The 24,961-nt window shown below is 72.5% G+C and carries 25 protein-coding genes; 8 read left to right on the forward strand and 17 right to left on the reverse strand.

From position 1 onward, the window contains the following. The first annotated feature begins 252 nt into the window (after window positions 1-252). Complete coding sequence (locus tag ACH4G3_RS38025) at window positions 253-681, forward strand: helix-turn-helix domain-containing protein (RefSeq protein WP_397628753.1); 429 nt, start codon at window positions 253-255, stop codon at window positions 679-681. A gap of 22 nt (window positions 682-703) precedes the next feature. Here the strand turns inward: ACH4G3_RS38025 and ACH4G3_RS38030 are convergent, their stop codons facing one another. Both ACH4G3_RS38030 and ACH4G3_RS38035 read right to left on the reverse strand, forming a co-directional pair. Continuing rightward, the gene (locus ACH4G3_RS38030) at window positions 704-1,306 is read right to left on the reverse strand and encodes a ClpP family protease (RefSeq protein WP_354747778.1); all 603 of its coding nucleotides are present in this window, start codon (window positions 1,304-1,306) and stop codon (window positions 704-706) included. Then, window positions 1,306-1,947, reverse strand: a complete 642-nt coding sequence (locus tag ACH4G3_RS38035) for an ATP-dependent Clp protease proteolytic subunit (RefSeq protein ID WP_397628754.1) — start codon at window positions 1,945-1,947, stop codon at window positions 1,306-1,308. Before ACH4G3_RS38035 ends, ACH4G3_RS38030 begins: the two co-directional genes overlap by 1 nt. Before the next feature lie 353 nt (window positions 1,948-2,300). Here ACH4G3_RS38035 and ACH4G3_RS38040 point away from each other — a divergent pair, with 353 nt between their 5' ends. Next, a complete protein-coding gene (locus ACH4G3_RS38040) occupies window positions 2,301-2,783 on the forward strand; it encodes a VOC family protein (protein WP_397628755.1) in 483 nt (160 codons plus the stop codon). A 31-nt stretch (window positions 2,784-2,814) separates the two neighbouring features. On the opposite strand, the gene ACH4G3_RS38045 is transcribed toward ACH4G3_RS38040, so the two are convergent. The 3 genes from ACH4G3_RS38045 to ACH4G3_RS38055 form a co-directional block, all read right to left on the reverse strand. Beyond that, on the reverse strand, window positions 2,815-3,690 hold the full coding sequence (locus ACH4G3_RS38045) for an aminoglycoside phosphotransferase family protein (RefSeq protein WP_397628756.1): 876 nt from the start codon (window positions 3,688-3,690) through the stop codon (window positions 2,815-2,817). Between the two features lie 31 nt (window positions 3,691-3,721). Continuing rightward, window positions 3,722-4,624, reverse strand: a complete 903-nt coding sequence (locus tag ACH4G3_RS38050; RefSeq protein ID WP_397628757.1) for an SGNH/GDSL hydrolase family protein — start codon at window positions 4,622-4,624, stop codon at window positions 3,722-3,724. A gap of 73 nt (window positions 4,625-4,697) precedes the next feature. Next, a complete protein-coding gene (locus ACH4G3_RS38055; RefSeq protein ID WP_397628823.1) occupies window positions 4,698-5,705 on the reverse strand; it encodes a zinc-binding alcohol dehydrogenase family protein in 1,008 nt (335 codons plus the stop codon). Between the two features lie 145 nt (window positions 5,706-5,850). Here ACH4G3_RS38055 and ACH4G3_RS38060 point away from each other — a divergent pair, with 145 nt between their 5' ends. Next, window positions 5,851-6,648, forward strand: coding sequence for a VOC family protein (locus ACH4G3_RS38060; RefSeq protein ID WP_397628758.1), 798 nt, complete (start codon window positions 5,851-5,853; stop codon window positions 6,646-6,648). Between the two features lie 33 nt (window positions 6,649-6,681). Continuing rightward, window positions 6,682-7,395 (forward strand): ribonuclease H family protein, encoded by a 714-nt coding sequence (locus tag ACH4G3_RS38065; protein WP_397628759.1) that lies wholly within the window; start codon window positions 6,682-6,684, stop codon window positions 7,393-7,395. Here the strand turns inward: ACH4G3_RS38065 and melC2 are convergent, their stop codons facing one another. The 3 genes from melC2 to ACH4G3_RS38080 form a co-directional block, all read right to left on the reverse strand. Next, window positions 7,396-8,217 (reverse strand): tyrosinase MelC2, encoded by an 822-nt coding sequence (melC2, locus tag ACH4G3_RS38070; protein ID WP_397628760.1) that lies wholly within the window; start codon window positions 8,215-8,217, stop codon window positions 7,396-7,398. Between the two features lie 32 nt (window positions 8,218-8,249). Further along, complete coding sequence (gene melC1, locus ACH4G3_RS38075) at window positions 8,250-8,621, reverse strand: apotyrosinase chaperone MelC1 (RefSeq protein ID WP_397628761.1); 372 nt, start codon at window positions 8,619-8,621, stop codon at window positions 8,250-8,252. Window positions 8,622-8,934: 313 nt separating this feature from the next. Further along, window positions 8,935-10,662 (reverse strand): cholesterol oxidase substrate-binding domain-containing protein, encoded by a 1,728-nt coding sequence (locus tag ACH4G3_RS38080; protein WP_397628762.1) that lies wholly within the window; start codon window positions 10,660-10,662, stop codon window positions 8,935-8,937. 154 nt (window positions 10,663-10,816) lie between these two features. Between ACH4G3_RS38080 and ACH4G3_RS38085 the strand changes: the two genes are divergently transcribed. Next, window positions 10,817-11,800: an aldo/keto reductase gene (locus ACH4G3_RS38085; RefSeq protein WP_397628763.1), complete on the forward strand. Its 984-nt coding sequence runs from the start codon at window positions 10,817-10,819 to the stop codon at window positions 11,798-11,800. 9 nt (window positions 11,801-11,809) lie between these two features. Here the strand turns inward: ACH4G3_RS38085 and ACH4G3_RS38090 are convergent, their stop codons facing one another. Next, window positions 11,810-12,157, reverse strand: coding sequence for a hypothetical protein (locus ACH4G3_RS38090; RefSeq protein WP_397628764.1), 348 nt, complete (start codon window positions 12,155-12,157; stop codon window positions 11,810-11,812). Between the two features lie 219 nt (window positions 12,158-12,376). Here ACH4G3_RS38090 and ACH4G3_RS38095 point away from each other — a divergent pair, with 219 nt between their 5' ends. Then, the gene (locus ACH4G3_RS38095; RefSeq protein WP_397628824.1) at window positions 12,377-12,802 is read left to right on the forward strand and encodes a DUF6328 family protein; all 426 of its coding nucleotides are present in this window, start codon (window positions 12,377-12,379) and stop codon (window positions 12,800-12,802) included. Window positions 12,803-12,871: 69 nt separating this feature from the next. Here ACH4G3_RS38095 and ACH4G3_RS38100 read toward each other — a convergent pair whose 3' ends face one another. The 3 genes from ACH4G3_RS38100 to ACH4G3_RS38110 form a co-directional block, all read right to left on the reverse strand. Further along, window positions 12,872-13,297 (reverse strand): SsgA family sporulation/cell division regulator, encoded by a 426-nt coding sequence (locus ACH4G3_RS38100; protein WP_397628765.1) that lies wholly within the window; start codon window positions 13,295-13,297, stop codon window positions 12,872-12,874. Window positions 13,298-13,363: 66 nt separating this feature from the next. Beyond that, on the reverse strand, window positions 13,364-14,395 hold the full coding sequence (locus tag ACH4G3_RS38105) for a hypothetical protein (protein WP_397628766.1): 1,032 nt from the start codon (window positions 14,393-14,395) through the stop codon (window positions 13,364-13,366). A 94-nt stretch (window positions 14,396-14,489) separates the two neighbouring features. After that, on the reverse strand, window positions 14,490-15,461 hold the full coding sequence (locus ACH4G3_RS38110; protein WP_397628767.1) for an LLM class F420-dependent oxidoreductase: 972 nt from the start codon (window positions 15,459-15,461) through the stop codon (window positions 14,490-14,492). A gap of 72 nt (window positions 15,462-15,533) precedes the next feature. Between ACH4G3_RS38110 and ACH4G3_RS38115 the strand changes: the two genes are divergently transcribed. Continuing rightward, window positions 15,534-16,967, forward strand: coding sequence for a serine hydrolase domain-containing protein (locus ACH4G3_RS38115; RefSeq protein WP_397628768.1), 1,434 nt, complete (start codon window positions 15,534-15,536; stop codon window positions 16,965-16,967). Here the strand turns inward: ACH4G3_RS38115 and ACH4G3_RS38120 are convergent. The 5 genes from ACH4G3_RS38120 to ACH4G3_RS38140 all read right to left on the reverse strand — a co-directional run bounded on the left by ACH4G3_RS38120 (window position 16,959) and on the right by ACH4G3_RS38140 (window position 23,387). Continuing rightward, window positions 16,959-18,620: a serine/threonine protein kinase gene (locus ACH4G3_RS38120; RefSeq protein ID WP_397628769.1), complete on the reverse strand. Its 1,662-nt coding sequence runs from the start codon at window positions 18,618-18,620 to the stop codon at window positions 16,959-16,961. The genes ACH4G3_RS38115 and ACH4G3_RS38120 overlap by 9 nt on opposite strands. Before the next feature lie 351 nt (window positions 18,621-18,971). Continuing rightward, window positions 18,972-20,063 (reverse strand): polyprenyl synthetase family protein, encoded by a 1,092-nt coding sequence (locus ACH4G3_RS38125; RefSeq protein WP_397628770.1) that lies wholly within the window; start codon window positions 20,061-20,063, stop codon window positions 18,972-18,974. Continuing rightward, window positions 20,060-21,127 carry a tetratricopeptide repeat protein gene (locus ACH4G3_RS38130; RefSeq protein ID WP_397628771.1) on the reverse strand — a complete coding sequence of 356 codons (1,068 nt, stop codon included), beginning with the start codon at window positions 21,125-21,127 and terminating at the stop codon, window positions 20,060-20,062. Before ACH4G3_RS38130 ends, ACH4G3_RS38125 begins: the two co-directional genes overlap by 4 nt. A gap of 179 nt (window positions 21,128-21,306) precedes the next feature. Beyond that, window positions 21,307-21,984, reverse strand: a complete 678-nt coding sequence (locus ACH4G3_RS38135) for an AIM24 family protein (protein WP_397628772.1) — start codon at window positions 21,982-21,984, stop codon at window positions 21,307-21,309. Window positions 21,985-22,061: 77 nt separating this feature from the next. Continuing rightward, window positions 22,062-23,387: a CAP domain-containing protein gene (locus ACH4G3_RS38140; RefSeq protein ID WP_397628773.1), complete on the reverse strand. Its 1,326-nt coding sequence runs from the start codon at window positions 23,385-23,387 to the stop codon at window positions 22,062-22,064. 322 nt (window positions 23,388-23,709) lie between these two features. Between ACH4G3_RS38140 and ACH4G3_RS38145 the strand changes: the two genes are divergently transcribed. Beyond that, complete coding sequence (locus ACH4G3_RS38145) at window positions 23,710-24,954, forward strand: SGNH/GDSL hydrolase family protein (protein ID WP_397628774.1); 1,245 nt, start codon at window positions 23,710-23,712, stop codon at window positions 24,952-24,954. Window positions 24,955-24,961: the final 7 nt, after the last annotated feature.

Below are 24,961 nucleotides of genomic sequence, written 5' to 3' on the forward strand. Positions count from 1 at the left end.
GGGTGGGGCGTGCGGGTTGGGGGTCCCCGGGTCCGGGCCCCCACCGCCCCGCCATGGGGCCGGGGGGGGCAAACCGGGGGCCGGCCGCCGCCCCGCCCCGTCGCACGCCACCCGCGTGACCGGCACCGAGCAGGCGGGGCCCGGCGGAGCCAGGGGACCCAACGCCGCCTGGTGACCGGCCCGTTCGGCGATTCCACCGAGAGCGGAACGCCGTTCCCTTCCGCCGGCGACCACGACTCCTACGCTGGAGAAGTGAGCAACCACGTGCCGAACGAAGCCCGCGTCATCCCCCTGCGCCCGTCCGGCGCGCGCCCCCAGGCCGCCCGTCCGGCCACCGCCCCGCCACGCCACGGGCCGCCGCCTCCCGCCGCGAAGGAGCCCCTGTGGCGCGACCTGGTCGGTGACGTGCTGCGGCGCGAACGTCTCGCGCAGGAGCGCACGTTGAAGGACGTCGCCGACGAGGCGCGGATCTCCATGCCGTACCTGTCCGAGGTGGAGCGCGGCCGCAAGGAGGCCTCCTCGGAGGTCCTCGCGGCCGCCGCCCACGCCCTCGGCCTGAGCCTCGGCGACCTGCTGTCGAGGGCGCAGGGCGAACTGACCCGCGTCACCTCGCGGTACCAGGGCGGCAGCCGCCGCGGGGCGTCCACTTCGTCGCACGACGGACTGTGCATGGCAGCCTGAGCCCGGTGGGCCGGCCGGCGCCTCAGACCCGCACGAGACGCCGGCTGAGCACCTCGTCGGCCAGCCCGTAACTCACCGCCTCCTGCGCGGTGAACACCTTGTCGCGGTCCATGTCGGCCCGCAGGGTCGCCACGTCGTGGCGCGTGTGCCGGGCCAGCACCTCCTCCACCTGGGAGCGGATCCGCACCATCTCCTTGGCCTGGAGCGCCAGGTCGGAGACCATGCCGCGCTGCCCGCCGGTCGCCGGCTGGCCGAGCAGCACCCGCGCGTGCTCCAGGACGAACCGCCGCCCGGGGTCCCCGCCGGCCAGCAGCACCGCCGCGGTGGAGGCCGCCTGTCCGACGCAGCACGTCGAGATCGGCGCCCGTACGTACGACATCGTGTCGTAGATGGCCATCAGGGAGGTGAACGAGCCGCCGGGGGAGTTGATGTAGACCGAGATCTCGCTCTCCGGCGCCGACGACTCCAGATGGAGGAGCTGCGCGATGACGACGTTGGCGACCCCGTCGTCGATCTCGGTGCCGAGGAAGATGATCCGCTCGTTGAGCAGCCGGCTGAAGACGTCGAAGGACCGCTCGCCCTGCGGGGTCCGCTCGATGACGTTCGGAATCGTGTAGCTCCCCATCACTGCAGCCCCATCCTGCGTCGCGTCGTGGCCGGGCGGACGTCATCGAGGGATTCCACGACCCGGTCCACCATGCCGTACTCCCTGGCCTCCTCGGCCGTGAACCAGCGGTCCCGGTCGCCGTCCCGGGAGATGGTGTCCGGGCTCTGGCCGGTGTGCTCGGCGGTGATCCGCTCGATGGTCCGCTTGGTGAACTCCAGGTTCTCCGCCTGGATCTCGATGTCGGCGGTGGTGCCGCCGATGCCCGCCGACGGCTGGTGCATCATGATCCGCGCGTTCGGCAGGGCGTAGCGCTTGCCCGGCGTGCCGACGCTGAGCAGGAACTGGCCCATGCTGGCGGCGAAGCCCATCGCCAGTGTGGAGACGTCGTTCGGGATGAGCCGCATCGTGTCGTAGATGGCGAGCCCCGCGTGCACCGCCCCACCGGGGCTGTTGATGTACAGGCTGATGTCGGTGCGCGGGTCCTCCGCGGACAGGATCAGCAGCTGCGCGCAGACCCGGTTCGCGGAGATTTCGTCGACCTGCGTGCCCAGCAGCACGATGCGCTGCGCGAGCAGCTGGGCGGCCAGATGATCGTCGAACCGGGTCGGAGGGGTGTCGCCCTCCTCCGCCCGCGGGGCGAGTGTCGTGAGTGGGGTCATCGGTTCTCCTCGTCGTGGCAGAAGGCCGCGGACATGCCGCGGAGGTGCCGTCGACTCCACTCTTGACCTCGGACGACGCCCGCAGACGGTTTCTCTGCCCTCGGCAGATCCGCTCCCGGCAGAGCCGGCGTCCGTACAGCCGGACTCAGCCCTTCTCGCGCAACTACCGGAAGAACGCCCGCACTTCACCGACCAGCAGGCCGGAGCATCACGTTGGTGAGCTGCCGGTCCCGGTCGACCGTGGTGCGGGCCGTGATGCCGCCCCACGGAAAACATCACCCGCCCGGCCGATGAGTTTCCCGGCGTGGACCGGTCGACACAGATGACAGCGATCCACGCCCCAGGAGGTACTCATGGCATCCGACGGTTTCACCACGTGTCTCTGGTTCGACGGCCAGGCCGAGGAGGCCGCCCACTTCTACGTCTCGGTCTTCAAGAACTCCAGCATCGGAAAGACCGCCCGCTACCCCGAGGGAGCGCCCCAGCCCGCCGGCGGCGTGATGACCGTCGAGTTCACGGCGAACGGCCACAGGTTCCTCGCACTCAACGGCGGCCCCCAGTTCAAGTTCACCGAGGCGGTCTCCTTCATGATCTTCTGCGAGAACCAGGAGGAGATCGACTACTACTGGACCAAGCTCACCGAGAACGGGGGCGAGCCGGGCCCCTGCGGCTGGCTCAAGGACCGGTACGGCGTGTCCTGGCAGGTCGTCCCCGACCGGCTCGACGACATGATCACCGACCCGGACCCGGCGAAGGCGGCCCGGGTGACCCAGGCGTTCATGGCGATGAGCAAGTTCGACATTGCGGCCCTGGACAAGGCGTACGCCGGCGAGTGACGCCCCCAGACAGGGGCGGGAACCCCTGCCCCTACCGGGACTCGGCCAGGATCTCCCTGATCACATGCCGTGAGTTCTCCGCGACCGGCGGGTTGGTCTCCCAGTAGTACGGCAGTGCGATGACCGCGATCGACAGGGCCCAGCCCCGGCCTCGCGCCCACTCGGCCTCCTCAGCGCCCACGGCCTCGCGGAAGACACCGCGCGCCTCGGCGGGCAGCACACACCAGGCGCCGATGAGGTCGACGGCGGGATCGCCCACCCCCACCGTGCCGTAGTCGATCACGGCGGTCAGCCGTCCGCCGCTGACCAGCAGGTTTCCGGCCATCAGATCGCCGTGCGCCCAGGCCGGCGGTCCGGCGTGCTCCGGGGCGCGCAGGGCCCGCTCCCACAGGTCCGTCACGGCCGCGGTGTCGATCCGCCCCGCCAGCTGCGCGAGCGCCTCACGCATGAACGGGTCCCGGGCAGCCAGGGGCACACCCCGGTAGCCGATCGGGCCCTCCGCCGCGTCGATCCGGCGCAGGGCCGTGACGTACGCCCCCAGGTCCTCGGCGAGCAGTCCGGGTTCCTCCAGTGCGCCGGGCACCGGGTTGCGGCCGTCCAGCCAGCCGTACACGGCCCACGGCCATGGGAAGCCGTCACCGGGCTCACCCCGCCCGAGAGGCTCGGGCGCGGCGGCGGGCAGCCCCGGTGCCAGCCGGGGCAGCCAGCGCAGCTCGTGCGTGATGGCCTCGACCGCGCGGGGGTGCCGGGGGAGCCGTACGACCTTGTCCGCGCCGAGGCGGAACATGGCGTTCTCCGTCCCGGAGGACTCCAGACGCCGCAGGGGCAGCCCTGCCCACCGCGGGAACCGTCCCGCGATCAGCCGGCCGACGACCGAGACGTCGATGTCCACTTCGTCCTCATGCATCCGCACCGCACACATGGCGCCATTCGAGCGGTCAACTCGCCGACTGTCGAATGCTTTTCGTGATCTCCCGGGCGATGCGCAGGATGCCGGGGGAGCGGACCGGGCAGGGCTTCGGCGTGGATGTCGTGGGCGCCAGGCAGAAGTGCAGGTAGTCGTCGTCCCGGTGCAGGGCCGTCCGGTCGCGGGACGGCTGGGTGCAGTAGTCGGGATGGGCACGCTCGTAGGCGGTGCACGGGAGGTACTGCGTCCAGGCGTAGCGGTCCGGGCCCGGACTCACCGCTCTCCCGGCGTCGGCGACGACGCCGCCCGTCGTGGCGGCCAGCCGCTCGTACAGTCCGTTCACCCGGCGCACCCGGTCGGGCGTGATCGGATCCGGGCCCTGGAGCACCCACACGATCCGCGGCCGGTGGGAGCCGCCGGCCGTCGCGATCTGCTCGACGAGCCTGCGCGCGTCGGCCTCGTACCGCTCGAAGTACCGCTCCCGCGAACCGTCGTACGTGATCCCGTCCATGCACCAGGTGAAGTCCCAGGCGTTGCCCCAGAACTGCAACACCACGAAGTCCGGACGCAGTGACCGCACCAGGGCGGCCGCCTTGTCCCGGGCCGGGACGAGGGACCGCTCGGACGTGCCCTCCAGGTAGTCGCACAGCGTGGTGCCCGAGTAGGGGGCGCTCGTGTACTTCGCGCGCAGGTCACGGCGCAGTTCCTGGCCGAGGACCTCGTGGTTCTCCATGGCGAGCGAGTCGCCGAGGTACAGCACGGTGGGTGCCTTCACGGGGGTCCGGGCGCTGGGGGAGGCGGGGGCCCGCTGATGCGTGGTCGCGGACACGTCCGGGGCGGACGGCGGGGGAGTTGCGGGCCCGGACGACGGATCACCGCACGCGCCGAGCAGCAACCCCGCCACCAGCACCCCCACGATCCACGGTCTGCGCATAAGGCAACTCCCGCCCCCGGCCGGTGAAACGGCTCACCAGGCAAGCACAGCGGGACCCCGAGGGGAAGACACGTCACGACAAGTCGTTCACCAGTACCGCCGCCCCGTCGAACCGCCCGGCCTTGAGATCCGCGAGCGCCGCCGCGGCCCGCGACAGCGGATACGGGTGCGTGGTCGCGCGTACGCCGTACCCAGCCGCGAGGGCCAGGAACTCGCGGCCGTCCTCCCGCGTGTTGGAGGCGACACTGCGCAACTCCTTCTCGTGGAAGAGCTCGGTCTCGTAGTGCAGGGGAGGCGTGTCGGTGAGGTGGATACCGGCGACGGCCAGGACGCCGCCGCGGTCCAGGGCGCGGAGGGCGACCGGGACCAGTTCGCCGACGGGGGCGAACAGGATCGCGCTGTCCAGCGGCTCCGGCGGCCTCGCGTACGCGTCCTGCGCGGAGGCCGCGCCCAGCTCCAGCGCCAGCCGCCGGGCGGCCGCACCGCGCGTCATGACGTGCACGGTGGCGCCCTCGGCGAGCGCCACCTGCGCGCACAGATGGGCGCTGCCCCCGAAGCCGTACAGCCCGAGCCGTCCGCCGGGCGGCAGCCCGGACCGCCGCAGCGCCCGGTGCCCGATGATGCCCGCGCACAGCAGGGGAGCCAGGGCCACGTCCGGCACGCCGTCCGGCAGCCGGTAGGCGAACGCCGCCGGCACCGTCGTGTACTCCGCGTAGCCGCCGTCGGCGTACCAGCCCGTGTACTCGGAGCGGGGGCACAGGTTCTCCGCGCCGCGCGCGCAGTACAGGCAGCTGCCGTCGGTGCGGCGCAGCCAGGCCACACCGACCCGGTCGCCCGTCGTGAAGCCGCGCACCGCCGGGCCCGCCCCGGCCACCACCCCGACGACCTCGTGACCGGGCGTGACGCCCATCCGGCGCACGGGCAGGTCGCCCTCGGCCACGTGCAGGTCGGTGCGGCAGACACCGCAGGCACGCACCCGCACCAGGAGCTCGTCGTCCGCGGGCACCGGCACCGGCTTCTCGACCAGGCGCAATAGCCCCTCCTCGACCGGGCCCGGCCGTACCACCGACCACGCGCGCATCGTTCGGTCCGCCATGCCGCCGCTCCCGGTCCTCACGAAGACCCCCGCCCAGTCTGCGCCGGAACCGCCCGTTCGGCGCGCGGGTCGGCCTGCCGGTGACTAACGTGAGGAAACGGATTATCCACTCATTTGGAAGGGCCCGGTCATGGCCGTGCAACCTGAAGGAGCCCCGTGCTGGGCCGACGCGATGTTCAGCGACCTCGAAGGGGCGAAGAGCTTCTACGGAGACGTCCTCGGCTGGACCTTCGCCGAGGCGTCGGCGGAGCTCGGCAACTACACCGAGGCCTATGCGAACGGCAAGGCGGTCGCCGCCGTCGTCCCGCCCATGCCCGGGCAGGAGGGCCAGTCGCAGTGGTGCCTGTACTTCGCGGCCCGGGACGCCGCCGCCACCGCCGCCCGGATCCGTGACAACGGCGGCGAGGTGCTGATGGAGCCGATGCAGGTCGGCGACTTCGGCACGATGTGCCTGGCCCGCGACCCCGGCGGTGTCGTCTTCGGCCTCTGGCAGGCGGGCACCCACGAGGGCTTCGACACGATGGCCGAACCGGGTGCCTACACATGGGCGGAGGTCTTCACCCGCGAGCCCGAGAAGTCCGACGCGTTCTTCCCCGCCGTCTTCTCCTACCGGCAGAAGGAGATGGAGGACGAGGCGATGGACTTCAGGATCTACGACCTCGGCGACCGCAGCGTGCTGGGCCGGATGAAGATGACGGACGACTTCCCGCCCGAGGTGCCGCCGTACATCAACGTCTACTTCGCCGTCGAGGACTGCGACGACGCGGTCGCGAAGGCCACCAAGATCGGCGGCGTCCTGCGGTTCGGGCCCATGGACACCCCGTTCGGCCGGTTCGCGGCCCTCAGCGACCCGCAGGGCGCCAACTTCTCGGTCATCGACATCACCAGGACCGAGGGTGAGATGCCGAAGACGACCGACGTGAGCTGAGACCTCCGGCCGGACGGCCCACGCGGCCATGGCATGATCGAGGCCATGCGTGAACGTGTTGTGGCCGCGTGCGACGGGGCTTCGAAGGGAAATCCCGGGCCCGCGGGCTGGGCCTGGGTCGTCGCCGACGCTTCCGAGAGCCCGGTGCGCTGGGAGGCGGGGCCGCTCGGCAGGGCCACCAACAACGTCGCCGAACTGACGGCACTGGAGCGGCTGCTGGCGGCGACCGAGCCGGACGTGCCGCTCGAGATCCGGATGGACTCGCAGTACGCGATGAAGGCCGTCACCACCTGGCTGCCCGGCTGGAAGCGCAACGGCTGGAAGACGTCCGGCGGGAAGCCGGTCGCCAACCAGGATCTCGTCGTGCGCATCGACGAGCTTCTGGACGGCCGCTCGGTGGAGTTCCGCTACGTGCCCGCCCACCAGGTCGACGGCGACCGGCTCAACGACTTCGCCGACCGCGCCGCCAGCCAGGCCGCCACCGTCCAGGAGCCCGCGGGCAGCGGCCTCGGCTCCCCCGAGCCGCCGCCCGCCCCGGACACCCCGGCCAAGGCCCCGCGGTCCCGCTCACGCGGCGGCGCGACGCGCACGGGCAAGGCGTCCGCCGCGAAGGGCTCCTCGCGCACGATCAAGGCGAAGTTCCCCGGCCGCTGCCAGTGCGGCCGCTCCTACGCGGCCGGTGAGTCCATCTCCAAGAACGACAGCGGCTGGGGCCACCCGGAGTGCCGCACGGGCGCGACCGTCTGATCACGCGTCGAACGTGTAGTGCGCCGTGTGGTCCAGCAGGTCCGCCGGGCTCGTGTCGTGCCACGGCCGCATCGTCTCGCGCAGGTCGATCACGTTCGGCGTGCCCGCGGCAGGCAGATAGCCGGAGCCGGGGTGCCGCCGCTGCCACTCGGCCCACAGCTTGTCGATGAACGCGTGGTGCAGCCAGAACACCGGGTCGTTGGGGGAGACCCCGGTGGCCATCTGCCCGCCGACCCAGACGTGGACGCGGTTGTGCAGATTGACGCCCCGCCACCCTTCGAGGTGATTGCGGAAACCGTCCGAGGCACTGTTCCAGGGCGCCATGTCGTACGTGGGTATCGACAGCACCGACTCGACCTCGGCCGGCGTCGGCAGCTGGCGTCCCCCGGAGCCGAGTGAGCGCCGCAGGAACGTACGGCCGTCGACCCGCACGTTGATCGGCCAGTTCCCTGAGGTGGCGGAGAACGGCCCGTCCGTCACCCGGCCGTCCCGCTCGCGCCCGGTGCCCCCGAGGAAGTCGGGCGCCCACAGCGAGGCACGCGGCGAACGATCGACGCTCCAGTCCCAGTACGGCAGGGCCACCGACGCGTCCACCGACTGCAGTGCCCGCTCGAACTCCAGGAGGAATCTCCGGTGCCAGGGCAGGAAGGACGGCGAGCGGTGCCCCGTCCGCTCGCCGTCGTCGGTGTCGGAGACGATGAACGCGTTGTGCGTCGTGACGAACTCGTCGTAGCGGCCGCTGCGCTTCAACTCCAGGAGCGCGGCGACGAAACGCCGCTTCTCGTCGGCGGTCAGGGCGGACTGGTTCTTGCGAACGGTCATGTGCGGGGGCTCCAGATGCCTTGCGGTGCGGGTCAGTTGGCGGGGAAGGGCAGCAGTGGCGCGCCCTGGAGCTCGTCCACCGCGGCCCGGGCGGCGGCGCGCGGGGTGGGCACCGGGTCGTAGTGGCTGACGACACTGATCCAGGTGCCGTCGGCGTTGCGCATCACGTGCAGTTCCACACCGTCGACGAACACCGCGTATCCCGCGCCATGGTGGTGGTGGCCGGCTCCGGCGGCCGGCCGGCCCTGTATCCGGCGGCCCTTGTAGACCTCGTCGAAGGTCTTGTGGGCGTCGTGGTGCCCGGCGGCCGTGGCAGCGGTGCTTGCCGACCATGTCCCCGTCCCCGCGGCCGTGGCGACGACGGCCGCGGCGGTGAGCGCACGGCGACGGCTGAGTTCCGGCATGCGGACCTCCTGAGATCGTTCGGGTGATGACCCCGCATCTCTATCGGCCTGTCCCGTACCGGGAGAAATCCACGCGAGCCGGTTGGCTGTGATTCGGGCAATTCCCCTCATGCCGTGCAAGGTTGAACCAAGATGATCTTGCCGTGAGGGGCGTCCGGACTGGCGCGGAAGGGAAAGTTCCGCCCACGAGGCGTGCTGTGACGGATGTTTCTCCCCGTGCGGTCCGCTGCCCGTGGTGAGCGTCACGCCGAGAAGGTGACGCGATTCGGCCGTCCGTCCGGTGACGCTGAGCGCGGCCCGCTTCAGCGCCCGCTCACTCCTCGGCGCCCTGCCCGAACAGCCGGTCCAGGAAGGCGTTGCCGTACACGCGGTGCGGGTCGAGCCGGTCCAGCACCGCGTCCGCCTCGGCCCACTCGGCCGTGCCGACCGCGGCCGGCACCACCGTGTCCAGTACCTCCTGGTCGCTCCACACCCCGTCGTCCGTGTACGCCCACCCCTTGGACCACTCCACCCGGGTCAGGGCGGCCCCGCCGTCGTACGCGCGCACCAGGAACCGCTCGATCTCGCGCAGGAACGCCTCCGCGTCCGGCGTGCCCGGCAGCGTCAGGATGTCGAGCCACACGGCCGTGTCCCACTCGGGGTGATCCGCGCGCGGCCGGAGCGCGGACAGCAGCGGCGAACGGGCCCCGGCCACCCCACAGTCGCCAGGGTCGTCCAGTCCGGTCACCCGGATCTCCACCGACCCATTGACCGGGAAGCTGCCCCGGGCCGCGTACGCCGTAAGCCGCTCCCGGTAGAACGCGGCGAACTCGGCCACGACCCGCTGCACCTGGTCCCTCGACGTGAGCACGGCATAACCGTTCGCGTGGACCCGCAGCGTGGTCGGCTTCAGATACAGCAGGGTGTTCTTGGACGGCCCCCAGATGTCGCCGGAGAGCGTCGCCACCAGCCCGAGCGCGGCCGCGTCGTACTGCGCGGTGCCGAGCAGCGGCGCCAGATACCAGGCCGCCTCCGACGTCATCCGGCCCACCAGCTCCGCCACCGGAGCCGGGACGTTGTCGGAGAACGGGTAGTTGTACGGCTGCCTCACATGCCGTGAGGTCAGGGGCCGAGTGGGGGAGACGCTCCACACCTTCAGCCAGGGGTGCTCGGTGAAGGCGAACCAGATGGCCTCGACCCGCCCGGCCTCCTCCAGGAAGCTCGCGAACGTGCGGCGTCCGTTCCCGGAGCCGGGCGCGGCGAACAGTTCACCGGCCGGGATGTCCGTACGGCTCACGCACCGCAGAGAGGTGTTCGCGCCCACCCGCAGCACCACCTCGGTCACCAGGGACCGCCCGAGATGGGTCAGCAGCGCGGCGCAGTCCGCCTCGTCGCGGTGGAACGTGCGCAGTGCGTACGCGCCGGCCCGGGAGTCCCACACCACGGCCGTCAGAGACAGGATCAGATTGCTCAGTGAGCCGTAGGTGTGCCCCTGCGGGCGTCGCTCGCCCCGTGCGGGCACGGCGGTGCCGTGCGCGTCGATCGCCAGGGCGCCGCCCAGGGTGAGGACGCCGGGAGCGGGAGTCGCCGTGACCCCGAGGCCGTGCTCCTCCAGGAAGGTGAGCAGGGCCTCCATGGTCACGCCGGTGCCGGCCCGTACGGCGGTCGGCGAGTCCAGGGCGAGGCCGGTGAGGTGGGGCGCGGTGTCGATCAGGAGGATGGGTGCGCCCGGCGGGGTCCCCTCCGTCACCGTCAGGGGCGACCAGCCGTGCGAGGCGCCCCGGGCGCGCACCCGCCACCCGTGCCGCCAGGCCCAGTTGACGACGTCGACCACCTGGTCGGGGCGAGACGGGGCACAGGCCCACAGTCCGTCCGCGGTGATCTCGCCGACCCAGTTCCGGTACGCCGAGCGGTACAGCGCCACGTCCGCGGGGAAGTCCGGCAACTCCGCCGCGGCGGCGGCCGGATCCGCCGGCAGCCCCGGCACGGCGGCGAGCGCGGCCGCGGTGAGGAGGAAACCCCGGCGCGACCAACGCGCCTCGTCCGACGGAAAGTTGCTCACTGAACCAGCTGTCACGTGAAGCCACGCTAGGGGCCCGTTGACACGTGACATATCCCTGTCGACTCTATTCACTCGTGTGAGTGAATCGGGCAGGGGTGCCGGCCCGGAGCGAGATGTTCCGCGCGCGGCCGTCACGGATGACAGACTGACGACCATGGACGAGCGCACATTCGACAGGTCGGGCCAGCACGCTTCCGTCGTCGGTCTCGGTACGTGGCAGCTGGGGGCCGACTGGGGAGACGTCGACGACAAGGAAGCCCTCGCGGTACTGGAGGCGGCGGCCGAGGCCGGAGTGACCTTCTTCGACACCGCCGACGTGTACGGCGACGGCCGCAGCGAGCAGACCATCGCCGCGTTCCTCAGCGGCAGGCCGGACCTGCACGTCCTGGTCGCCACCAAGATGGGCCGCCGGGTCGACCAGATCCCCGAGAACTACGTGCTCGACAACTTCCGCGCCTGGAACGACCGCTCCCGGCGCAACCTCGGCGTCGACCGCATCGACCTGGTGCAGCTGCACTGCCCGCCGACGCCCGTCTACTCCACGGACGAGGTGTTCGACGCCCTCGACACCCTGGTCGAGGAGGAGCGCGTCGCCGCGTACGGCGTCAGCGTCGAGACCTGCGCGGAGGCGCTGACCGCGATCGCCCGGCCGAACGTGGCCAGCGTCCAGATCATCCTCAACCCGTTCCGCATGAAGCCCCTGCGCGAGGTGCTCCCGGCCGCCCGTGAGGCGGGCGTCGGCATCATCGCCCGCGTGCCGCTGGCCTCCGGCCTGCTGTCGGGCAAGTACACCCGGGACACGGTCTTCCCGCGGAACGACCACCGCACCTACAACCGGCACGGCGAGTCCTTCGACGTGGGCGAGACCTTCTCCGGCGTCGACTACGTCACCGGTGTCGAGGCCGCCGCCGAGTTCGCCGCGCTCGCCCCGGAGGGCTGCACCCCGGCCCAGCTGGCCCTGCGCTGGATCATCGACCAGCCCGGCGTCACCACCGTGATCCCCGGTGCCCGCTCACCCGAGCAGGCCCGCGCCAACGCGGCCGCCGCCCGCCTGCCGGAGCTGTCCGGCGAGACGCGGGCGGCGATCCGCGACCTCTACGACCGGCGGATCAAGGACCAGGTGGAATCCCGCTGGTGAGGCGGGCCCTCAGGGCACCAGGAGCAGCTGCCTCTCCTGCTCCTGGTCGCCGGAGGCGGCACCGTCGTCGCGGGCCGTGAAGGCCCGGGTGAGCGTGTCGCTCGCCCGCCGCACCGCCTCCGGGGCGCCCTGCACCGTGACGGTCACCGGGGCGGACAGGCGCTCGGCGCCCGCCCCGGAGCTCCCGGCCGGACCCGCGTCCGCGCCGCTGTCGAAGGTCGCCATGTGCACGGTCGCGTTCTCGTCGGCGGGCAGCTCGTCCGGTGCCCCGAACGTGCCTTCCAGGGCCCGGACGACCGCTCGTGCGTCGTCGGCGCCCCCGCCGCTGAGCGTGACGGTGAGCTGCGTACCGGACATGCGTCCACGACCTCCTCGGGCTGTGCGTCAGTCGCCGTCCGTGTAACCGTCCGCTGATCGCTCAAACCGCCGTGCGGGCCGGGACAACGGCCGGTTACGGGGAACACGCGTGAGAGAAGCACCCACGTCTCACACCGGGGAGTAACAGTGGCGGACACGGCAGACGGCGCTCCCAGGCGCCGGGGGCGCAACGAGACAGAGGAGGAGAGAGCGGACCGGATGTGGCAGGAGCTCATCCAGGAGGTCCGCGTGGCCCAGATGGGCGTGCAGATCCTGTTCGGCTTTCTGCTCACCGTGGTGTTCACCGAGAAGTACGACGACCTGACCGACACCGACCAGACGATCTATCTCGTGACGGTCGTCCTCGGCGCGTGCGCGACCGGGGCGCTCATCGGGCCGGTGTCCCTGCACCGCCTCGTCTCCGGGCGGCGTGTCAAGCCCCAGGCGGTGCGGCTGGCCTCCCGGCTGACCCTGCTCGGCCTCGTGCTGCTGCTCGCCACGACGACCGCCTCGCTGCTGCTGATCCTGCGTGTGGCGACGCACGACGGATTCGTGCCCTACCTCGTCGCCGGCGTGGTCGGCTGGTACCTGCTGTGCTGGTTCGCCCTGCCTCTGTGGACCCGGCACCGCCACACGTCGAAGTGACGGGCTGCGGTGTTGCACGCGCCCGACAGCGGACAGCACCGCAGGTTCGTCAGCGGGAAACGCCCAGGATCAGCCCCCGGCGATGACGTCCGCCAGGAAGTCGTCGACGCGGACCTCCTCGCGGCCCGGCGGGACCATCTCGTGGGTCTCCCGCAGGAACGCCGCGAACGCCGGGGCCCACGCGAACACCACCGCATGGTGCCGGCCGCCGTCGGGACGGGCGTCACCGAGGAACTCCAGGCGCAGCTCCTGCCACATGCCGTGCGACTCGGGACGCATCCGCACGTCCCCCACCCCGACCGGACGCCGCAGCCCCTCGCCGAGCATCTCGCGGTCCAGCTGCCACCGGGCGAGGACACGGCCGTCGTGGCTGAAGACGACGGTGACGGCGAACGGGTCCGCGGCGTCGTAACTCAGGTGGGCGAGCACGCAGAAACGGTCCGTGTCACCCGCCTGGAGCTGCACCACCAGGGTCTTGTGCACGAAGGAGTTCACGAAAGGGCCTCCGGGAAGAACCAACCGACGTAGAGCCCTCTAGTACCCCCCACACGCACAAGATGCTCAGCCCTCCGGGTGATTCCCGCGGGCACCGCGCAGGGACTCGATGCACACGGCCACGGCCCGCTGGAGTTCCTCCAGACGCTGGACCATGTCGTCCTCGTAGAACTCCCCGGCGTCGTCGAAGGTCAGTTCCTCGAACACCTTGGTCGCCTTCTGGAGGCTGCTGTAGAACTTCGTGCGCCGCTCCTGCACCCGCAGCCCCGGGTCGGTCTCGACGACCTCGACGACCAGCGACTTCATGGTGTCGTACGCCTCGGCGGCCCACTCGCCGGCGTCCTCGCCCTCGTCCAGCTCGTCGATGAGCGACAGGTGCCGCTCGGCCTCCTGGCGGAGATCGGCCGGCGCGTCCACGGTCTGCCCCGCGGGTGTCTTGATCTGCCCCGACTCGGCGATCTGGCGCACGTATCCGATCCGGTCGGCCGCCCTGCTCTCGCCGGCGACGGCCTTCTTCAGCTCGTCGGTGCGCACGACGTCACGGGCGAGTTCCGACTGGAGGCCGGGGTCCTCCCGGACCCGGTCCAGCAGGGCCTGGCGGGCCGCGCGGGCGGTGGCGGGGTCGGCGAGGATCGCGGCGCGCAGAGCGGTGGGGTTCTCCGCGACCTCCAGCGCCTTCGTGGGCCGGATGCCCTCCGCCTGGGCGGCCTCGGCGATCGCCGTGCCGCGCTCGGAGGTGGCGCCGGAGCGGGAGACGTAGTAGCTCAGCCACACGTCGGCGTCCGGCAGTTCCACCTCCTGACCCGGCGTCAGGGCCTCGAAGTGCGGAACCAGCCCGTCGTCGGCGGCCCGGTCCCACGCCTTGTAGTAGCGCATGACCCGCTCCGGGGAGCACCCGGCGAGTTCCGCGAACTCCTTCGCCGACACCTTCGGCGTCTCGTCCGCTCCCTGCCCGCCGGGCCGCACGCTGCGCGCCACCTTCAGCCCGAAGGCCCACCCTCCGGTCCGGGCGTACGCCCCGAACTCCCGCGCGTCCCGCGCGATCGGCTCGGAGACGGGCACCGGGGAGGTTTCGGGCGGGGTGATCGCTAGGGTCACGGACGACTCTCCTGAATAGGCTGGCCGGTTGAGTATGTGCAGGTCGGCAGCCTATACGTGCCCATGGCCCGGGCCGGCCCGGAAGGGGGGATCCTCAGCCGAACGCGTCGCGCAGGGCGGGCAGCAGGGTCTTCTCCGACCAGTCCAGATACGCCGGCTGGGAGTCGCCACCGATCTGGACCAGGGCGATTTCGGTGAAACCGGCCTCGGCGTACGGGCGTACGGCCTCGACGAACGCGTCCGGGTCGTCACCGCACGGGATCGAGTCGGCGACGTCGTCGGGCGTGACGAACTGGGTCGCCGCCTCGAAGGAATCCGGGTGCGGCAGCTCCGAGTTGACCTTCCAGCCGCTGCCGAACCAGCGGAACTGGGAGTGCGCCCGCTTGATCGCCGTGTCCCGGTCGGGGTCGTAGCAGACCGGCAACTGGCCCACGCGGGGCTTGCCCTCGCCGCCGTGCCGGTCGAACGCCTCCAGCAGCCCCGCCTTGGGCTCCGTGGCGATCACCAGATCGCCCAGCCGGCCCGCGAGTTCGCACGACTGCTCCCCGGAGACGGCGATGCCGATGGGCGGCGCCTCGTCCGGCAGGTCCCACAGCCGGGCCGACTCCACGTCGAAGTGCGTGCCGCGATGGTTGACGTGACCGCCCTTGAAGAGGGCGCGGATGATCTCCACGGCCTCCTCGAACATCTCGTGCCGTACGTCGACGGACGGCCAGCCGCCGCCCACCACGTGCTCGTTGAGGTTCTCGCCGGAACCGAGCCCCAGCCGGAACCGCCCCTCGGACAGCAACTGGACCGTCGCCGCCTTCTGCGCCACCACCGCCGGGTGGTAGCGGAACGTCGGGCACGTCACGTACGTCATCAGCGGGATACGTGACGTGGCCTGGGCGGCCGCACCGAGCACCGCCCACGCGTAGGGCGAGTGTCCCTGCGAGCGCAGCCACGGGAAGTAGTGGTCGGAGGTCACCGAGAAGTCGAAGCCCACCTCCTCGGCCCGCACCACATGGTCGACGAGCTCTCGGGGGCCGGCCTGCTCGGTCATCATCGTGTATCCGATTTGCACCATAACCGCCGAGTCCCCTGACAGCGGACGGGAAAACTGCTCGATCAAGGTCGGCCGGCGGGGCAGTATGCCCTCATGAGTGCCTCCCCTCTGCCTGCGGACAGCCCCGCCGCCCAGGGCGTCGACGCGTCCGGTGTCCACGCCTTCCTCGACGCCCTCGAAGCGGGCCCGGAGATAGAGCCGCACAGCCTGATGATCATGCGGCACGGCCGGCTGGTCGCTTCCGGCTGGTGGGCGCCGTACACCCCCGACCGCCCCCACCTGCTGTACTCCCTCAGCAAGAGCTTCACCGGGACCGCCGCCGCCCTGGCCGAGGCCGAGGGGCTGCTCGACTTCGACGCGCCGGTGATCTCCTACTTCCCGGAGCTCGATGCCGAGATCACCGACCCGCGCAGCCGGGCCATGCTCGTCCGGCACGTGGCGTCCATGTCGAGCGGCCACGAGCGGGAGACCGTCGACGAGGTCTACCGGCTGGACAAGCAGGAGCCCGTGCGCGGGTTCCTGCTGCTGCCGCCGGAACGGGATCCCGGTACCGTCTTCGCCTACAACCAGCCCGCCACCTACACCCTCGCCGCGATCGTCCAGCGGGTGACCGGGCAGCCGCTCACCGCCTATCTGCGGCCCCGGGTGCTGGACCCGCTGGGCATCGGCGAGGTGTTCTGGCAGCGGGACCGGGCCGGACGCGAGATCGGCTTCAGCGGTCTGCACGCCACCACCGACGCCATCGCCCGGCTCGGCGAGCTGTACCTGCGCGACGGGGTCTGGGAGGGCGAGCGGCTGCTGCCCGAAGGCTGGGTGGCCCGGGCCACGCGCCCTCACATACCCACCGCCGGAGCCATGGGAGACGGGGAACGGCAGGACTGGGACCAGGGTTACGGATACCAGTTCTGGATCTCGCGGCACGGCTACCGGGGCGATGGCGCTTACTGCCAGCTCTGCCTGGTGCTGCCCGAGCACGACGCGGTGATCGCGATGACCGCGGCGACCGAACGGATGCAGGACGTCCTGAACCTCGTGTGGCAGCACCTGCTGCCCGCCTTCGGCCCCGAGCCGCTGCCCGGCCGCGAGAGCGCCGACGAGGCCCTGCGGGAACGTCTCGCCGGGCTCGCGCTGCCGCCCGCCCCGGGCCGGCCGGCGCCGCCGGAACGGGCGGAGGAATGGGCGGCCACCGAGTTCAGGACCTCCGGGAAGGACGGTCCCGCTCTGTCGGCCGGGCTCGTACCGGACGCGGAGGGCTGGACGCTCCGGCTCACCGAGGGCGAGCACCGCCTGGACCTGCGGATCGGAGCGGAGAGCTGGACGGTGGCGGAGAAGCCGCTCCCGACCGCGGTGAGCGGCGGCTGGACGGACTCCGGCACGCTGGCCGTTGAGGTGGTGTTCCTGGAGACCCCGCACCGCCTGGCCCTGACGTGCTCCCTCGCGGACCGTACGCTCACCGCGAGCTGGCGCACGCAGCCCCTGAGCGGCGGCCGGCTCACCTCCCTGCGCGCTCCGCGCGGCTCAGTCTGAGCCCGGCCGGAACGTCTTCAGGAAGGTCCGCAGCGCCTGCTGGTTCGTCTCGTCCTCCCAGTCGGCGTCCGGGGTCGTCCAGCGCAGCGAGAAGCTCCGGCCCTCGCCCAGCAGGAAGCCCCGGCCGAAGGTGTGCAGCCGTGTGCCGTCGACGTCCGCCGTCCACTCCATGTCGGCGGCCTCGCGTCCCTGGTACGTCGTGGCGCGGATCTCGCCGATGCGCCGGTAGTCGCCGGACCGCTCCAGGCTGGGTTCGACTTCGTCCCGCCACACGGCCACGGGATCCGGGCCCACGCGTTCGCTGTAGGTGACGGCCAGCGTGCGGTCGTCACCGTCGGCTCCGAAGGTCACGCGGTACCGCAGATCGCCCTGGCGATCGGTGTCCAGCGGCTCCCAGCCCGGGGGGAGCGCGACGGAGAAGCCCTCGGGCGCCTTGTAGGTGTGGAAACCGGGCGGCAGGCCAGTGCCCGGGGCGGACGTCGTGGGCGTTGGGGTGGGGGTGGGCTTGGGCTCGGGGGACGACGGAGAGGGCGTGGGGGAGGGGGAGCCGGTCCGGACGGGCGGCTCGGACGGCTCGGGGCCGCTGCCGCCGGTTCCCTCGCCCGGCGAGGCGGCGGAGGCCGGTGGCCGGGCCGGGGATTCCGCCGCGTCGCTGCCCGTGTCGCTGCCGGGCAGCCCCTGGGTCGCGGCGAGCACGGCGACCGCGACGGTGACCACGGCCAGGGTGGTCCCGGCGACCATGGTCCGTCTGCTCCACGCCGGACCCCCGGGCCGCATCGCGGCGTACGCGCCGCGCAGCCGCGGCACGGGCACCGACGCCATGGCCGCCTCCGGGTCCTCGCTGAGCGCCCGGGTCAGCGCCTCCCGGACCACGGGGCGGGTCAGCCGCTCCCGTGCGTCCTTGCGGAGCAGCCCCTGCACGACCTGGGTGAGCGGCCCGGCCCGCACCGGCGTACGCAGCGGCAGCCGGTCCACGCCCTTCAGGGTGTTCTCCGGCCGGCCCCGGTCCCGGAAGGGCGGGCGGCCCTCCACCATCGTGTAGAGGATCGCGCCGAGCGCCCACAGATCGGCCGCGGGCCCGATGTGCTCGTCGCGGGCCTGTTCCGGGGAGGCGAACGCGGGTGCCGTGAGCCGGGGCGCGAGGGTCGCGCCGACCAGGCCGTAGCCGGTGACGACCACCGAATGGTCCTCGCGTACGAACACCTGGCCGGGGCTGAGTTCGCCGTGCGTGATGCCCTCGGCGTGCGCGGCGTCCAGCACGTCGAGCAGCTCCAGACCGACACGGGCGGCCCGCACGTAGTTGAACATGCCCTGCTCGGAGAGGAGTTCGCCGAGTGGGGTGCCGTCGATCCACTCGTTGACCGTCCACAGGGTGCCGGCCTCCTCGGCGGCGTCGACGACGGTGGCGATCCGGCCGCGGCACAGCAGCGCCATGCGTTCGGACGTGCGCAGCAGGCGGCCGGCGGCCCGCCGCTCGGCCTCGTACGCGTCGTCCGGAAGCCCGATCTGCGTGACGAGACACGGGCGGGAGACCTCACCGGCACCGAGGTCCTCGGCGTACCAGCAGATGCGGTTGGTCTCGCGCTGGATGATCTCGAGCAGCCGGTACCGGCCGCCGACCAACTGGTGTGTGGAGACGTGCGCCCTGCCCATGGCCATCCCTCGCTGGAAACCTGGCTTTCACCTTTTCCAGAAGTACGGGGGATGGGCCGTGTTGCGTTCAACTGGATCGCAACTCCGCGTCCCTTCTTGTCTTTTATTCAAAAGATGGGGTCAAGTGTGCGAGAGAAACGTTCTTTCGCGGGCTCGGGAGCGGCTCACCTCGGCCGCCCCGGGGTCGCCGGGGGCGGCGCCGCGAGTGCGGAGAATTAGCCCCCGCGGCCCACGGATTCCCCAATCCCTGGCTGGCCTGCTGGTAACCGGTGGTAAATGCGAAGGAGTCCAACGGCTGAACTCGGCACCCCTCCGACGAATTCGGCGACAGATTATCCGGGGGCGGCCGGCTCAGACGTCGCGCCGTACCAGGAAGCCGAGCAGTGAGCGCAGTTCACCGCGGGCCGTCGCCTCCAGTGGCACCCCGGCGAGCGCCGTCTCGACGGCGGCGACGTGGCGCCGGGCGTCCGCCATGGCCGCCGCGCGGCCGCCCGCCCGCTCGATCAGCTCCGCCGCCGCACCGGGATCGTCGCCCGTCTCCAGGAGTGCGGCGAGCCGGCCGCCCTGCGGGGAACCGAGCGCGACCAGGACCGGGAGCGTCTTCTTCCGCTCCCGCAGATCGCCGTGGACGGGTTTGCCGGTGACCCGCGGGTCGCCCCAGATGCCCAGCACGTCGTCGACGATCTGGAAGGCGATCCCGAGGTGCCGGCCGGCCCGGTCGAGTGCGGCGGCCGTCTCGGGGGCGGCACCGCCGAGCACGGCGCCCAGCGCGGCCGCGCACCCCAGCAGCGAGCCCGTCTTGTGCTCCGCCATGGCCCGGTACTCGTCCGGCCGGACCCGCTCCGGCCCCGTCCAGGGGCGGTCGGCGAACAGCAGGTCGTCCGCCTGCCCGCGCACCAGGTCGCCCAGTGCGGCGCAGAGCGTCCGCACGGCCGCGGCTCCGCCGGGCTGCTCGGCCAGGGTCTCGACGGCGAGCGCGAACAGGGCGTCGCCCGCGAGGACCGCCGGGCCAGTGCCGTAGGCCTTCCACACGGCCGGGCGACGGCGCCGGTCCGTGTCGCCGTCCATGATGTCGTCGTGCAGCAGGGAGAAGGCGTGCACCAGTTCCACCGCGACGGCCGCGGCCACCCCGTCCCGCCCGGACGCACCGGCCGCCTCGGCGCCGAGGACGGCGAGCGCCTGCCGTACGCCCTTGCCGCCCGGGGCGACGGCCGGGGCGCCGCCCACCTCGCACCAGCCGAAGGAGTACGCGGCCATCTCGCCCACCCAGGGGTGCAGCCGGCCGACTGCTTCGGCGAGGCTAGGGCGTACGAGGGCGCGGCAGCGGTGGAGGATCCGCTGGGGGTCGGCCGGGGAGTTGAGGCCGACCGCGTCATGCTGCCGTTCGTCGTGCGTGACCGCGTCCTGCCGTGCCGCCTCTACCGCCGTGGAGTACACCGTCACCGGGTCACCTCCGCCGGCCCCGCCTCGACGACCCGGGCATCCGGTATACCGAGTTCGTCATACGCGCGCGCCACCATCCTGCGGGCATGCTGGAGGCCGATCCGCTCCAGCGTGCCGGAGAGCTCGGCCAGTTCGGCCGCCGTCTCGGCGTGGTCGCGGCCCAGCCGGGCCAGGGACTTGGCGAGGCCCAGCCGGGACAGCGCCTCCCCGCGCGGCTCGCTCATCGCGCGGAACTCCGCGAGGGCCTGCTCGTACAGGGCGCGTGCCTCGGCGTAACGCCCGGCCCGGTACAGGACGTTGCCGCGCATCTTGTGGTTGTAGGCCAGTGCGCTGGACAGCCGCATCGCGCGGCACGTCGCCTCCGCCTCGCTCAGCAGCTCCAGGGCCCGCTCGGTGTCCCCGTCCCGCACGGACACGACGTCGGCCAGACCGCGCAACGCCCAGGCGTGGCCGCGCCGGTCGTCGGCGCGCGCGGCGATCTCGGCGGACTCCTCGAACAGGGCGTACGCGGTGTCGTAGTCGCCGGTGTTGCGGTGCATCTGTGCGATGCCCTCCAGCGCCCACACCGTGTGCCGCGCCTCCCCGCGCCGCCGGGCCTCGGCGAGCAGCTGCTCGTGCAGCCGGCCGACGGCCTCGTAGTCGCCCTGGATGCGGCCGGTCTCGGCCAGGCCCGCCAGCGAGTAGCCGCGTACGACGATGTCCCCGCCCCGTTCGCCCAGGTCCGCCGCGAGCTGGAGCAGGCGACGGGCCAGCCGGAACGCCCCGCGCTGCCGGGCCAGCGTGCCGCCGCTCCACAGCGCCCAGGCCATCGCCGCCACGTCCGAGGCCTGACGGGCGGCCCGGTAACTCGCCTTCCATGCCCGGTCCGCGTCCTCGACCCTTCCCAGCCGGCGGTGCGCCTCGGCCACCGCGAGTCCGGAACGTGCCGCCTCCCCGGGCTTCCCGGCGCGCTCGGCCGCCCTCAACTGCTCGGTGCCGGCGGCCAGGACGTCGGTCAGGGAGGAGTTGACGGACAGGGTGGTGAGCGCGCCCTGGTACTCCGGGGCGAATGCCTTGCCGTACATCGATGCCTTTCGATCCGTATACACACCATGTATACACAGAGCGTATACATGGTGTGTATAGAAGGGTGGAAACCTGCCCTGGCCACAAGGGCCAGGGCATCACCTGTTGTGGATCAAGACGTCGACCGCACGGACGGGGTTGCTTGTGAGGCGCAGATCACCGTGAGGGTTCCCCTTGCTCAGTGCTGGCCGGCCTTCTGCGGAGTCGCCTCGCTCGGCCGCACCACGACGTATCCCTCGCCCTGGAGCACCAGTTGCACGGCCTCGCCGGAGCCGCCGCGCAGCATCGAGCCGATGGACTGGGAGCGGTGCAGCGAGGTCTGCAGACCCGCCGTCCAGCCGACGATCGCGTCGGTGTCGACGTACACCGGATACTGCGGCGAGACCGGGATGACCAGCGGGTTGCCCTCACAGATCAGCCCCAGTCCGCCGTGCCCGGTGAAGACGCTGTTGAACAGGCCGCCACCGGTGATTCCGGCGCCTTTCACGGTCGCGATGCGGTAGGACAACGTGGCGTCGAAGCACAGGACGTTGCGGCCGTTGACCGTGAACTCGTCGCCGGGCTCGACCTCGACGATGAAGCAGTTCTGCGCTTCGTGGGCGAACCAGGCCTCCCCCTGCCCCCGCACCGCCATCAGCGGCAGTCCCTCCCCGGTGACCGCGCGCTTGAGCATGCCGCCCACGCCCTGGCCCTTGCGCTCGAACTGGAGGTTGCCGCGGTAGGCGATCATCGCGCCCTGCCGGGCGAGCATCTCGCCGTTCACCGTGTAGCGGAGGCACTTGGCGTTCTCGACCGTCATGCCCGGTGCGACGGCCGGCTGTGCCATGTGCCTGCTGGAAAAGAGGTCACCCTTCATACGCGCATCCTCACCCGGAGCGTTCCCCTCCGCCAAGATCGGGGCGAGCGACGGGCAGGGCGCGCGGTGGCGCGGTGTCAGCCGCCGAAGAGTTGCGTCCAGTACGTGCCCGCGCGGCCGCCGCCCGCGAAGCCGACCCCGAGGTGCGTGAACCCGGGCTTGAGGATGTTGGCCCGGTGGCCGGGGCTGTTCATCCAGCCCTCCACCACCTCGCCGGGGGAGCGCTGGCCGCAGGCTATGTTCTCGCCGATGGAACGCCGGGTGGAGCCCGCGGCGGCGGCCCGGTCCCAGGGTTGGCTGCCGCCGGGCGCGGTGTGCGAGTAGAAGTCGCGGGCCACCATGTCCGCGCTGTGCGCCTGGGCGGCGGCGGTGAGCAGGGGATCGGCGGCCAGGGGCGGCAGCCCGGCGCGGGCGCGCTCCCGGTTGGTGAGGTCCGTGACGGCCGCCGCTACGCCGGCCAGCCCGTCCGGCGTGAGGGGCCTGGCCCAGAGCGCGGTCCAGTAGGTGTCGCCGGTGGGGCCGTCGTGGACGTGGGCCACGCCGGCGTGGGTGAACGCGGGGTCGTGCAGCGTGCGCCGGGGTGCGTCCGTGCGCAGGCAGTACGCGACGAACTCGGCGGTGGTGCGCGGGCCGGACACCAGGTGCTCTCCGACGGTGAGGTACACGTACCCGGCGCCGACAGCCCGCTGGTAGACGGACACACCGTCCCGGCTCTCGACGCCCAGGCGTCCCGAGGCGGCCATGGCCGCGGCGTGGGCCCGCGCCGCGGACACGAGCCGCGGGTCGAGCGAGACCGCCGGTGAACCGATGGCGGTGCGGGCGGAGTTGACCAGGGCGGCGAAGCCGTCCGGGTCGGGGGCGGGCGGCAGGGAGGCCGGCCGCGTCTGCGGGGCACCGGCCGGCGCCGAGGCCGGAGCGGGCGGGTCGTCCACGACGTCGACGCCGAAGTCCCGGGCGAGTCCCGCCAGTCCGTCGGCGTATCCCTGGCCCAGGGCGCGCAGCTTCCAGTGGTCGCCGCGCCGGTAGAGCTCCGCGAGCAGCAGCACCGTCTCCTGCCGGGGGCGCGGCGGGGTGAACCGGGCGAGCGGGCGGCCTGCCGCGTCGGCGACGTGCAGCGTGGGGGAGGGCAGGCGACCGAGGGCGGTTCCGGGTTCGGCGGGGCTGACGACCACGGTGACCCGCGTGGCGCCGGTGCGCAGCCTCGCCGGATCCACGGTGAGCGCGTCGCCCCGCAGCGCCGCTCCCGGCGCGGCCGGCTGGTTGTAGAAGACGAAGTCGCCGTCGCCCCGCACCATTCCGCCGTCGTCCGTGACGAGCGCGGACACGTCGAACGGGCCGGGCACCCGGACGGTCACCGCCCCGCCCGGAAGCGGCAGATTGCCACCGGGGACCAACTCGTTCATCACGCCGCCCTGCTGTCGTCGTACCGGCCTCCCCGCGGGGACACCGATGCCCCGACAACGGCCGTGGCGACGCGAGGGTTCCCACGTCGGCCCCGGTCCACGGCCGCGAAGCCGGCGTCCGCCCGGCCGCCTCGAAGCCCGGCCGGCAACTTCCAGGTCGACACGGCCCGGGCACCCCGCACGGAGTTGAGGCCGCACCACTACCGTGTGGTACGCCGGGACGGCACGGAGTGTCAGGCTCGCTCCCGGTGGCTCCGCGACGCTGCGGAACCTGCCCCCTGACACCGCCCGACCGTGCACACCTGCCGAAGGACTGCCCACGATGCCCCGCACCGCACGCCCCCGCGGCCGCACCGCGCCGGCCGCCCTCTCCTTGTGCCTCGCACTAGGCTGTGGTTCCGGCGGGACACCCCAGGGGAACGGGCCGACCCCGCCGGCCGGCGCCCCGACGGGGACCGGGGAAGACGTGGTCACCTGGGCCTCCTCCGCCGGCCGCGTCGGCGCGGCGGTCGACGGCCGCGGCTACCGGCTGGTCGTGCGCACCAGCGTCGGCGGCACCGGCCTCCGGGTGCGGCTGTCCAACGCCTTCGGGGACCAGCCGGTGACGTTCGGCAACGTCCACGCGGGTCTCCAGCGTGACGGCGCCGCACTCGTCCCGGGCAGCAACCGGCGCCTGACCTTCGGCGGCGCCCGCTCCGTCACGGTCCCCGCCGGCGGCATCGTCTACAGCGACCCGCTGCCCGTCCGTGTCCCCGCCGCGAGCGCGCTCGTCGTCAGTCTCTACGTGCCCCGGGCGGGCGGCGTGCTCACCGGGCACTGGATGGCGATGCAGACGTCGTACACCACCGACGGCGACCACACCGCGGAGGAGAGCGGCGCCAACTGGGCGCAGCGGACCGGCTCCTGGTTCTACCTCGACGCCGTCACCGTGCGGCCCCGGCCCGCGGCGGGCGCCGTGGCCGCCCTCGGCGACTCGATCACCGACGGCTGGCATTCCACGACCGACCTCGACCGCCGCTGGCCGGACCACCTCGCCCGCCGGCTGCGCGCGTCCGCCACGACGAGCGTCGAGGGAGTGGCCAACGCGGGCATCGCCGGCAACAAGGTCCTCGCCGACGGCCCCGGACAGAGCGCCCTGAACCGCCTGTCGCGGGACGTGCTCGCACTGCCGGGCCTGCGCACGGTGTTCATCTTCCAGGGCGTCAACGACATCAAGGCCGAGCCCGGAGCCACGGCCGACCAGCTCATCGCCGGATACCGCAGGCTGGCCGACCGGGTGCACGCGGCCGGGAAATGCGTCGCCGTCGCCACGATCGCTCCCTACAAGGGCTGGCCGGAATGGGACCCCGCCGGGGAAGCCGTGCGCCGGGAGGTCAACACCTTCCTCCGCACCAGCGACGAGTTCGACTCGGTCACCGACTTCGACCGCGTCCTGCGCAGCCCCGACGACCCCGAGCGGATGCTCCCAGCCTTCGACGGAGGCGACCATCTGCATCCCGACGACGAGGGGATGCGGGCGATGGCCGATGCCGTCGACCTGGAGAGCCTCGACTGCGGGAGCCGGTAGTCCGGGT

Source organism: Streptomyces afghaniensis (assembly GCF_044327915.1).
Taxonomy (GTDB): Bacteria; Actinomycetota; Actinomycetes; order Streptomycetales; family Streptomycetaceae; genus Streptomyces; species Streptomyces afghaniensis.